The sequence below is a fragment of the Mucilaginibacter gossypiicola genome (assembly GCF_900110105.1).
Lineage (GTDB): Bacteria > Bacteroidota > Bacteroidia > Sphingobacteriales > Sphingobacteriaceae > Mucilaginibacter > Mucilaginibacter gossypiicola.
This window is the reverse complement of record NZ_FOCL01000001.1, coordinates 1,258,968-1,270,571: the sequence shown is the minus strand read 5'-3', so window position 1 is coordinate 1,270,571 and position 11,604 is coordinate 1,258,968. Positions and strand designations below refer to the sequence as shown.

At 41.3% G+C, this 11,604-nt stretch carries 8 protein-coding genes; 2 read left to right on the top strand and 6 right to left on the bottom strand.

Features of this window, described 5'->3' with window-relative positions:
- Nucleotides 1–217: 217 nt before the first annotated feature.
- Nucleotides 218–2,584: an ABC transporter permease gene (locus BMX50_RS05045; RefSeq protein WP_091208455.1), complete on the bottom strand. Its 2,367-nt coding sequence runs from the start codon at nt 2,582–2,584 to the stop codon at nt 218–220.
- A 415-nt stretch (nt 2,585–2,999) separates the two neighbouring features.
- Here BMX50_RS05045 and BMX50_RS05040 point away from each other — a divergent pair, with 415 nt between their 5' ends.
- Nucleotides 3,000–3,512 (top strand): DUF892 family protein, encoded by a 513-nt coding sequence (locus BMX50_RS05040; protein ID WP_091208452.1) that lies wholly within the window; start codon nt 3,000–3,002, stop codon nt 3,510–3,512.
- 340 nt (nt 3,513–3,852) lie between these two features.
- Here BMX50_RS05040 and BMX50_RS05035 read toward each other — a convergent pair whose 3' ends face one another.
- The 4 genes from BMX50_RS05035 to BMX50_RS05020 all read right to left on the bottom strand — a co-directional run bounded on the left by BMX50_RS05035 (nt 3,853) and on the right by BMX50_RS05020 (nt 7,178).
- Nucleotides 3,853–4,095 (bottom strand): hypothetical protein, encoded by a 243-nt coding sequence (locus BMX50_RS05035; protein ID WP_091208449.1) that lies wholly within the window; start codon nt 4,093–4,095, stop codon nt 3,853–3,855.
- A gap of 153 nt (nt 4,096–4,248) precedes the next feature.
- Complete coding sequence (locus BMX50_RS05030; protein ID WP_091208447.1) at nt 4,249–5,169, bottom strand: ketopantoate reductase family protein; 921 nt, start codon at nt 5,167–5,169, stop codon at nt 4,249–4,251.
- A 202-nt stretch (nt 5,170–5,371) separates the two neighbouring features.
- Nucleotides 5,372–6,124 (bottom strand): LytR/AlgR family response regulator transcription factor, encoded by a 753-nt coding sequence (locus BMX50_RS05025; RefSeq protein WP_091208444.1) that lies wholly within the window; start codon nt 6,122–6,124, stop codon nt 5,372–5,374.
- The gene (locus BMX50_RS05020) at nt 6,114–7,178 is read right to left on the bottom strand and encodes a sensor histidine kinase (protein WP_091208441.1); all 1,065 of its coding nucleotides are present in this window, start codon (nt 7,176–7,178) and stop codon (nt 6,114–6,116) included. Before BMX50_RS05020 ends, BMX50_RS05025 begins: the two co-directional genes overlap by 11 nt.
- A gap of 371 nt (nt 7,179–7,549) precedes the next feature.
- Between BMX50_RS05020 and BMX50_RS05015 the strand changes: the two genes are divergently transcribed.
- Entirely contained in the window at nt 7,550–10,108 is a 2,559-nt protein-coding gene (locus BMX50_RS05015; RefSeq protein WP_167667813.1) for a TonB-dependent receptor, read from the top strand.
- A 185-nt stretch (nt 10,109–10,293) separates the two neighbouring features.
- Here BMX50_RS05015 and BMX50_RS05010 read toward each other — a convergent pair whose 3' ends face one another.
- Nucleotides 10,294–11,595: a cation:proton antiporter gene (locus tag BMX50_RS05010; RefSeq protein WP_091208436.1), complete on the bottom strand. Its 1,302-nt coding sequence runs from the start codon at nt 11,593–11,595 to the stop codon at nt 10,294–10,296.
- Nucleotides 11,596–11,604: the final 9 nt, after the last annotated feature.

The window sequence follows — 11,604 nt, the reverse complement described above, 5'->3', positions numbered from 1 at the left end:
AATACAATAACAGGACAAATAAATCAAACTTCGCATTATTGATTCAACGAAGTTTGACCTTTGTCTAATGATGGGCTATTACTCTCAAGAGGGGAATCGCACAATCCCGCGCTTTTTCTTCCTAAGGTTAACGGTCATGCCGTTGACGCTTACTTTGGTTATAGTTCAAGGGAAAGACACTTGAACTTGCGTTAGATGATGCCGACGTATACAGATATTACTCGCCTTTTAAACTTTGCACCGGGTTTGTTAATGCAGCTTTGATTGCCTGGTAGCTTACTGTTAAAACGGATATTAACAGGGTAAGCCCGGCTGCCATAACAAACACCCATATATTGATGCTGATCCTGTAGCTGTATCCTTTTAACCATTGATACATTAAATACCAGGCAATTGGAGCAGCAATGCAAAATGAAATCAGAACCAGTTTCAAAAAATCCCTGGAAAGAAGCGTGGTTACGTTGGTTACCGACGCGCCAAGTACTTTTCTGATACCAATTTCTTTAATGCGGTTTTGAGCCATATAAGCAGCCAGCCCAAATAATCCAAGGCAGGATATCACAATTGTTAAACCGGCAAAAAGGCTGGCCAGTGTCCCGATCCTTTGTTCATCGCCAAATTTCTTGGCATACTCCTGGTCTACAAAACTATACTCAAACGGATAATCGGGATTATATTTCTTGAATATGGCTTCAGCACGACGCAGGTTTTCTTTTGTTGAATTGGCATTATTTAGTTTGTAATGGATAATATTAAACCATGAACTGGGCCCTTCAATCAGCATGTGCTGTACCGGCTCATAGGGCGAGCTGATAATAAAATCCTTTACTACGCCAACAATATGCCAGGTCTTCATGTCTTTTCCTTCTCCCTGGGTAATGGACTGACCAACGGGGTCTTTCAGGTTCATGATCTTAACCGAAGCCTCATTAACAAGCATCGCTGTCGAATCTGTAGGATAAGTTACCGGGTCGATATCCCTGCCGGCAACCAGCTTAAGTCCCATGGTTTTAACCAGGCTCCCGTCAGAGCTGTAAATGATAAAATCAACCTTGTTTTTAGGTAATGAGCCTTTCCAGTTAAAACCCCAGCTATCGCTGTATCGTTGGGTTATAGGCGAATTTGTTTTGGATACAGAGGTTGCCGCACCGCTGGACAGTAATTCGTTCCTGATGGATGTATAATGTTTTGCGATTTCGCCGGATATGAAAGAGTAAACCAGGTTATCTTTTTTGTAACCCGTGTCCCTGTCCTGGGCATATTGTAACTGCTGGCGGATAATGATGGTGCAAATGATTAGCACCACTGCAAATGTAAATTGAATAACCACCAATAACTTACGTGGCGTAACCAAAGCATTTGCGGCTTTAAAAGTGCCTTTCAATACCGCTACAGGCTTAAAGGATGATAGGTATAGTGCCGGGTAGCTTCCTGAAATAATGCCGGTGACTATGATAAAGCCCAATGCTATAAGCCAGAAGTACGGATTGCTATAGGGTACATATAATTGCTTTTGGGTAAGCTGGTTGAAACCCGACATACTGATTTGCACAATTATAATGGCAAAAATACCTGCTATAGTGGCTATTAATATGGACTCTCCTAAAAATTGCCAGATCAATGAGCCCCTAAGCGCGCCCACAGTTTTACGGATACCTACCTCCCTGGCACGTTTCTCGCTTCTGGCCGTACTTAAATTCATAAAATTGATACAGGCGATAACGAGTATCAGCACGGCGATTAAGGAGAATACCCTTACCCGTTCAATTTTTCCGCCTACTATTTTCCCATCTTCAAAATGCGAATACAAATGCCATTTGCTGGCCGGATGCAAAAACTGCTGAATATCTTTGGTATCGGAGTGGTTTTTGGTAAAATTAAGTACCGCGTCGTCAGCATGAGCTTCCGTTACGCCGGGTTTTAAAAGTACAAACGTTTGAATGGAGTTATTGCCCCAATATTCATCATCCTGGCCTATCTTTTTCAGATATGACCATGGCAGCAGGTATTCAAAATCAAAGCGGGTATTATTGGGCAGGTCTTTCATAACGCCGGTAACTTTAAAATAGGAATTGCTGTCTATTTTAACTGTTTTGCCAATGGCGTTTTCCTGGCCAAAAAGCTTTTTGGAAAATTTTTCGGTGATCACGATGTTATTTACATCGTTCAAAGCGGTTTTCTTATCGCCGCTGATCAACGGAAAACTAAACATGGAAAGGAAATCCGGATCTGTAAAATCTCCCGAGGCTGTCAGGTGCTTATCGCCTATTGTAAATAAGAAACTGGCATCTGTAACCCTGGCTACTTTTTCCAGTTGAGGCAATTCTTCTTTCATTACCCGGCCCATTATTTTGGGCGTGGTTTCCCAGCTCCATAATTTCCCGTCAAATTTCGAACGGTTATAAACAGAATAAAGACGGTCACGCTTTTCATGGAACTGATCAAAGCTGAGCTCATTATGGATCCATAATAAGATCAGGGCGGCACTTGCCATGCCAATAGTTAGTCCCAGGATATTGATCAAAGAAAATGTTTTTTGGCGCAAAAGGTTACGCCACGTGATCTTTAAGTAGTTTTTGAGCATATGGTCAGGCTTTAATAGTTATAAGACGCCGTTATCCGGTAATAGGTTGCAGCTTTTTTAAAAAAAACAAACTTTAAGAGAGAACAGTCGTTGCTGTTTTTGACACTTCAATATTTTTGCCCTCCCGGGGCTCAAATCGGGTCGGTCATACACAGAAGGGCCGTTCTTAGCAAAAGCAAATGTCATTTATCCTTTTAAAATAATTGTTATTAATGTTATGAGATCGCAAATGCTTTATTTACAAATAATTATATTGTTGAATAGTTGCTTTTGATTAAAAAGAATGTTAAATTTATTTTAGTATTCTTAAACATTTTAGGAATGTTTGTTTGTTCATTTTAGCAGCCCGTCCGAAAGAATTCCCAATACATGAAGCTACTTGCAACTCAGGCTGTAATCAAAAAGACGAAATGTTATGGGGAATTTTTCAAAAAAGGAAGGCAAAAGTGATGAGTCGAGAGAGAGCACTGCAAAAGAGTTGTTTTTAAAGACCCTGGCAGACGTCTACTTCATTAAATCTTCCGCTGTTTCTTCTCTCGGTAGTATTGCTTCCAGGGTAGTCAATACAGATTGTAAATTACTTGTTTTACAATTGGGCACGGCCATGAACGGCCAGATATTGAGGTTGAAGCTCATTACCTCTCTTATTGCAAATAATGGCATTATTTTAGAACCGCGTTCACAACCTTATGATGAAATTGTAAATTACCTGAAGGCCAGTGACCAGGAAGGGGCGATGGCGAAGGACGCGATTATTTTATCGAGGTTCCTGGTTGTCAATAGTACCGAGATTTCGTCTTTTAAGCTATTAATTAAAGTGGCTCCGGTTTTAAAGACGAAAATGGTCAGGCATCACTTAAAGATTTGTCTGACAGAGGCGACGGTTGAAAAAACGATTTTAGAAACGAAATTATCGACATACATATGAATAGCTGATAGTTTCGTTTTTTCTATATCGTTTAATTCGTTGTATTTTGTCTCTCCGGTTCTCTCAAATATTTCTTTAGCGCTTTAATTAGTAACCACGTAACATAAATAAAAACAACCAATAAGGCAATCGCTACAAAAAAACAAAATATGGTCCAGATCAATCCTATGGTTTCTACCGACATGATGTAAATTGTTAAAATAGATTTGTAATAAAACAGTTAGGTAACTCAAATATAACTTTTACAATCGGAATTCAACAATACAAAATATTGCTTTCAAACGGGTTTGTGTTAGAGTAGGGGCTTTACCTATTGCTGAGCACAAAAGCAGTTTTCCCGCTAATTATTCCGGTGCCAATCGCCCCTTATGGTTTCAATCGATTTAATTTCATTTACGCCAACGCTGATTTGATCCGTGCCGGTCACAAAATTAAAATACAATACCCCGCTGATCTCATCATAGCTTCTGAATATTACCGTTGATATTACCATATTTATCTTAAGCCTGATAATACTGATATTCGGTAACAGCTGGCAGCTTCCCAGAAATTCTACAATTGAAGGTTGATTGGTGTGTTCCATTTGAATAGAAATTCATAATATAACACATTGCTGTTCAGTATGTTTTGAGCGGTGCTTAATTGTGGTTATTCAGAGGTTTTTATACCGGCAGATCTTCTCCACAGTCGCTGTATCGCCCTCTGGCAGTTTGAAAACGAACAACAGGCGGCGCTACTAACGGTTAAGGTCAGATTTTAGCTTAACCATTTCGCCCAGCAGTTTCGTCCGCTCAACCAAATGGGCTTTGCCAAATTGTTCTGCCACGCTCACGATAGCAAAATTCAGTGTGTCAATTTCCGTCTGTCGTTTACGGTTAATATCCTGCAGCGTAGAGATCAGCTGTCCGTCCGATGCTTTACTGATCGCCAGGAGGTTCGCTATCACCTCATCCACTTGCAGCAAAACACCTGCTTCGGCAGCGATCTGCACGCATTCACCAATCACTTCGCGGGCAAGAAGCAGCGCCTGCTTGTTCCGGTGAAATACACCGTTGTCGATGTTCAGGAGCGGGCAAACCGAATTAAAAACACTGTTGTTAATGGCTTTCTTCCAAATGACCGTTTGTATGTTTTCGTCGGCACGGAAACTGAAATGCGTAGTTGTCAAACGATCAACGATTTCTTGCAAAGACCCGACAGCTCCGCTGATACCGCCTATAGGGCATTCCGCAACCGGCTTAAAACTTACCCTGCCATCCGTATTCACCTGGCTGGTAACAAATAATACACAGCGGTAAACAGCCGGAAAGTCCTGATCGCTGAAAACCCTTTCAACCCCAAGTCCGTTTTGCAGGATCACCAGGGGCGAATTGCCAATTTTAGGTTTTAAGGTTGATGCAAGGGCTTCGTTACCAAATGATTTATTGGTTAACACTACAATGCCATCCAGCGCAGCGTACCGGCTCATGGTGGCTACTTCGATATCGGCTTCCAGAACGCTTTGATCTGCAAGCACTACTTCCATTTTTTCGTTGGTGCTGCTGCCGTCATCCACGCTGCCGCGTAACAACACCACGCTTTGGCCTTGTAATTTCAGGAATACTGCTAATGCTTTCCCAATTGCTCCGTTACCGATAATGAATATTGACCGTTCCATATTGAGTTATGAGGTAGTTATATTCTTCAAAATTAACGATTATACGTTATTAAGTTGTAGGCCGTTCATACTACCCTGATCAATGCAAGGCAGGCATCGGTTACTGTTTTAACTAAGAACAGGCAAAATACGAAGTAAAAAGATGGTTGAAAATATGGATAGATAAACTATTGGAAAATAACAATAATCTCAAAGCAAACAATCAATGCCAATCCTTCAAAAAGGCGGTAAACACATCTTTATATTGTTCCGTAACATGGATAGTAGTGTTATCTATCTGTACGGAGTTTTTGGTAATTGATTTAACAGCATCCTTTGATACTATAAATGACCGATGAATCCTGATAAACGCTGCTGATGGCAATTTTTCTTCCAGATTTTTCAAGCTGGTAAGCGTAAGCAGGGGCTTATCCTGGTTGGCAAGGAAAATCTTTACATAATCCTTCAAGCCTTCTATGTACAAAATATCTGTTATATTGACTTTTACCAACTGATAATCAACCTTAAGATAAATGTAACTTTTCTCTGCCTTTTCGGTAGGCGTTACAGGATTTAAAGCGTTGTTGCTACTCTGAAGCATAACAAAGTAGTCATAGGCTTTGGTGGCTGCTTTGGAGAAATCAACGAAGCTGAAGGGTTTCAGCAAATAATCCAGCGCGTCTACCTTAAAACCCTCCAGGGCATACTGATCGTATGCAGTAGTGAAAATTATTCGGAGGCTTTTCTTTTTCCCGGTTTGCTCAATTACCCTCGCCAATTCTACACCACTAAGATCAGCCATCCGGATATCTAAAAAGATAAGCTGAATTTCGGGCCGGTCATGAACTGCTTTCAGCGCCTCAATAGCATTGGTAAAAGTGCCGGTTAAAGTTAAGAAAGGTGTTTGTTGAATGTAAGATGTTACTAACCTTAACGCTACAGGTTCGTCATCAACAGCTATGCAGTTAATTTTCATTTAATTGGAAGGTTAAAACCACAGTAAACTCTTTAGTTGTTAAATTGCGGTTCACGTTTAGCGTATACTGCCCGGGGTATAGGAGATCGAGGCGCCTTTTTGTATTGGCAATACCTATGCCGTTGCTGTCTTCAAGGTAAGCCGCCTGCTCTTCAAATAACGAATTTTTGATTTCCAGCCTTAGTTTACCGGCCGCCTGGCTAATATCTATATAAATATAACTTGGGTGAACGGCGCTGATACCATGTTTAAAAGCATTTTCGATAAAAGGCAAAAAAAGCATGGGGGCAACTTCGCAGTTTCTTAAATTGGCTTGCTTTTCAAAAATTACCTGTACATCATCGCTCAACCTTAACTTCATGAGTTTAATGTAATCCTCGGCAAATTTAATCTCCTTGTCAAGATCGGTCAAATCGTTCTTCGTTTCGTAAATTACGTAGCGCATCATGTGCGACAGCGTATAAACGGCATCTTTTGAAGCAGAAGGGTTACTATCCGACAGGGCATAAATGGTATGTAAAATATTGAAAAAGAAATGCGGGTTGATCTGCGCCTTTAAAAAGGAAAGCTCTGAACTTATCTTTTCCTGCTCAGTTGCCTTTAAAGCATCCTGATCTGCCTTGATCTTTTTGGATACAGCGATAATGGTACTAACGCCCAGCACCACGAGGGCCGAAATGATGGTCCAGTAATTATAACTATGTCCGTCATCAGCCGATTTTTTACCCCAGCTTTTAAACAGTCTGCCTAATGCCGCCTTGCTTCCGGTTACCTCATCAAGCCAAAGGTTTAAATAAACAACAGCAAAAAGAGAGGCTATTAAAAGGAGAACAAACAAGATAGCTTTATTACGATATAATAATTTCGGTGTAAAAAACAGCAGGTTGGCGTAAAACAGCGCAGCCCAAACCAGGTGGATCAATACCTGCTTTACCCAAAATTCGCCTGGCAGTTTTACCGGCCATGATAGTGGGAACAGCATTAGCGCAAGCAAACTGATCACTATATATAAGTGAACCGAGAAAAAGATCTTCTTTAAGTCAGAAAGCGCCATAATTGGATTTTACTGTAAAAGTAGCAGAAAAATAGTGCGTTTTGTTTCTCAGGCAAAACGCACCTTACCGTATCAAATACAGTAATCAACTAAATCCCATCTCACCGGGATAATGCAAATGACAAAATATTTTATTTCATTTTTTAAGGTAATAGATGGCTTGCAGGATTTAATAGATAGAATGGCAGTTTTAATCTATGGCATGAAATAGCGCCGGGTAACCCGCAGTGTTATTCATTGTTTGCTCCGAAGAATACCTGATTTTGAAGCCATAGATTTTTGAAGCCGTTTGGTCTATTATTAACGCCAAACTGTCTATTAGGTAATTTGGGCTAAGTGGATTTATGTTGCTTTGTTCCAAAGCTCCCGATATGAAACCTAAAAACTACAAATCAAATTTTAAAAGTACTACCGTTATATGGTCGCTGTTACTGATGGCGTTTTTATTGACAGCATCAGGCGTAGTTGAGGCCCAGCAGCCGGCTGGGCCACCCTCTGGCATGGTTCAGGGTAATGGGCTTATTTCTGGCACCGTGATCGATTCGCTGACCAAAAAGCCCCTGGATTATTCGACTGTAAGCTTGTTTAAAGCCGGCGTAGCTGCCCCAATAAACGGTAATTTGACCGACGCAAAAGGTAATTTCAAAATTACGGGAATAGCACCCGGTACTTATCGCCTTCAGATTGCTTTTATAGGTTATACTACCAAAAATATTGAAGGGGTTGTGGTAACACCGGGTAAACCCGACCGTAACTTAGGGCAGTTAATTGTATCGCCGGGCGCTAAAATGCTTGCCGATGTGCAGGTTACCGGGCAACGCGCTTTGATTGAAAATAAAATTGACAAAGTGGTTTTTAACGCGGAGAAAGATGTAACCAGTGCAGGTGGTAACGCATCCGATATTTTGCGGAAAGTACCAATGGTTTCGGTTGATATGGATGGCAATGTTTCGTTGCGCGGAAACCAAAATGTACGGATCCTGATCAACGGCAAGCCTTCAGGCGCTTTGGTGACCAATGCTGCGGATGTGTTGAAATCTATGCCATCCGATCAGATTAAAAATATTGAGGTAATAACCGCTCCATCGGCTAAATATGACGCTGAAGGCTCTGCGGGTATCATCAATATCATTACAAAAAAGAAGGAAGTGGCCGGAGTAAGCGGTTCCATAAATGCGGGTGTGGGCACACGGCAGAACAACGAAAGCGGAAACATCAATTTTAACAAAAACAAACTGAGCGTTACTGCAAACCTGGGATATAATGTTGGATGGCCGCAAACTACTTATCAATCATTCAGTAGCCAGAATACCGAGCTTGGTACTTCGTCGTCCTCAAACGGGCAAAGTACTTCCAATCGCCATTTTACCAATGGCTCAGCTTCGGTTGGGTATGATTTTGATGATCAAAATACTTTTAACTCTACCTTTAGTTTGAGAGGGGGCGCATTTAAGAATAACGGAAGTTCGGTTAACAGTAATAATTCTGCATCCGAAGGAAATATCGATTACACTGCTTTAACCAGCAATGAATTTAAAGTATCCAATTTTGACTGGAACAATGACTTTACGCATAAGTTTAAAAAGGAGGGCGAAGAGCTGAGCTTTGCCTTTCAGTGGACACATGGTACATCTGATGTAAACTACCTGTCTGAATACTCTGCTTTTACTCAAAACCAGCGTGCGGTAAATAACGGTACCAATAACGAATACACCTATCAGCTTGATTATGTACTGCCAATAAGCAAAGTATTTAAGCTTGAAACAGGCGCGAAAAGTATTTTGAGAAGAATCTCCAGCGAATATGATTTCTTTAATCCCGATGCTTCCGGAGCATATGTATTTAATGCAGCAACATCCAATACTTATAGCTATGACCAGGACGTGTATTCGGGCTATGGTTTGCTTACTGTAAACCTAAAAAATGGTTTTACCGTTCAGGGAGGCGCCAGGCTGGAGAATACAAAAATTGACGGAAACTCGGGTAACACCAGCGTTGGCCTGTCGCCTTTTCATAATAGCTATACCAACTTTATCCCAAGTTTTGTGATCTCGAAAGCCTTAACGCCAACGCAAACACTGAAGCTTAGCTACAGTAAACGTATTCAACGGCCAAGTTTGCAGTACCTGAACCCATTCCTGAATACCAGTAATCCCCTTAATCAGAGCCAGGGTAATCCGGAATTATCGCCGGAAATTACCCAAACAGTCGAAATGACCTATTCTACCTTCATCAAAAGCAGTGTGATCAACGCCTCCGTTTATTATCGCAAAACGGATGATATAATTGAAAGCTATGTAAGCACAGTACCGTACACCACCATCGATAATAACGGCAACCCGGTTACCAGGGATGTTTCGCTCACCAACTATCTTAACGTTGGTAACAATAATTCGGTGGGTGTTACTTTCTTCGGATCAACAGAACTGTTTAGGATCCTGACCATAAGAGGAAACGTAAATGCGTTTACGTATAAGCCACAAGTTATAAGTAGCTTGCAGCAGGGAAGCCAGTCAACCTATGTACAATACAACGCCTTTATCAGCGGAACCGTAAAATTAAACAAAACACTTTCTGCCGAAACATTCCTGATACAGAATTCGGCAAGAAGAACCTTTCAGGGAACCAACCCCTCGTTTAATTTATGGGTTGTTGGCTTAAAGCAGGATGTATGGAAAAAGCGGGGTACTATTGGATTGAATATTACCCAGCCATTTAATGATTACAAAAATTTCACTTCAAATATTAACAGCGGTCCGCTTACTCAAACCAGCAGGTTTTCTGTGCCATTCAGATCTTTTGGAGTAAGCTTTGCCTACAATTTTGGCAAGATGAGTTTTGGCCCTCAGATGCCTAAAAAGAGACGCGGTGTAAACAATGACGATCTGAAACAAGGTGATAGCGGAAATGGGCAGGGCACCCAAAATTGATAATATACATAAACCGGCTGAAATCTTTTTTGCCCTTTTACTTTCAGAAGGATTTTGCAATTTGGCTCCCGCTCATACACAGCGTATGAGCGGGAACTGCTTTTTAATATTTACTTAGCAGGGCTTAACTTAACCGCCTCTAACCTTGGTAAAGGTATTTCATGTTTTCATCCTTTTATTTGAATTCACAGCAAATCTTGAACAGTTTTGGCGTGCATATGTTGCGCTACAGCTTCCTCATCTAATTGTATTTTCTGCTCCTTTAAAAAATAATGTTTCATGATTGGGCCTGATATGATCATGGTAGCCACGGTCATTACCACCAGGCCTTCAAACACTGGTCCGCTAATGATTTTGGCCTGTAAAGCCAGCAATCCTAAAACTATTTCCTGCGATCCTCTTGCATTCATACCAAAGGCAACGGCTATTGATTCATTTTTACTCATGCCACTCATCGCGCTACCAATCCCGGCACCAACCAACTTGGCCAAACAGGCTATGATCAGGATAATCACTACAACTTCGAGGTTGAAATTGGCAATGAAGTTTAGTCTTAAACCTACCGAGGCAAAAAACAGGGGCGCCAATACATTGATGGTAAACTGGTGTAACACGTGCTTATGTTTTTCACTAAAATATGGAGAATCATTAATGCCAATGCCCACCAGGAAAGCGCCGAATATTCCGCGCACGCCAAGTGCTTCGGTAACACAGGCACTAATAAGGCATAAGCAAACGGCCATAGTAAGTACCCGTCCGGGTTTTTCACCCTTGCCGGCTAAAGCCAATAGTTTGTGAATAAGCCAGCGCCCGCCCGTTAACATGAAAACTGCATAAAGTACAACTACACTTACAGCCCAAAAGGAGGCATCGCCTTTACCTACGTTCATCAGTTGGATAATTACAGAAAACAGGATCCAGCCCAGAAAATCATCTACCATGGCCGATGTCAATACGATATTGCCTATACGGGTGTTAAGGATATCCAGATCGAGCAATATTTTGGTTATTACCGACAAGGCTGTTATTGAAAGTGCGGTACCAAAAAATAAAGAAGTAACCAACTGGTTATTAAACCCGTTAGCAAAGTGACTTTGGTACAGAAACCATACTGATCCAAAGCCAATGGCGAAAGGGAATAAGATACCGGTAAGGCTGATACTGATGGCTTGCTTGCCGTTTTGCCTGATCTGTTTCAGATCTACTTCAAAACCCGCAATGAACATCAGTAAAATAATACCTATGTTGGCAATACCATCAAATGCCTGGAACGCATGGGGTGTTGATAGGAATACGTTGTTAAAAAGGCCCGGCGCCAACGCTCCGACAACTGTAGGCCCTACAATGATACCGGCAAATATCTCGCCTATGATGGCCGGCAGTTTATACCTTCGGCATAACTCACCCAATAATCTTGCCGGCACCAGGATGATGAGCAGGATAAGTAAAAAGTGTATTATCTCTGATGAACTAAGTTTAGAAACCATATTAAAAAA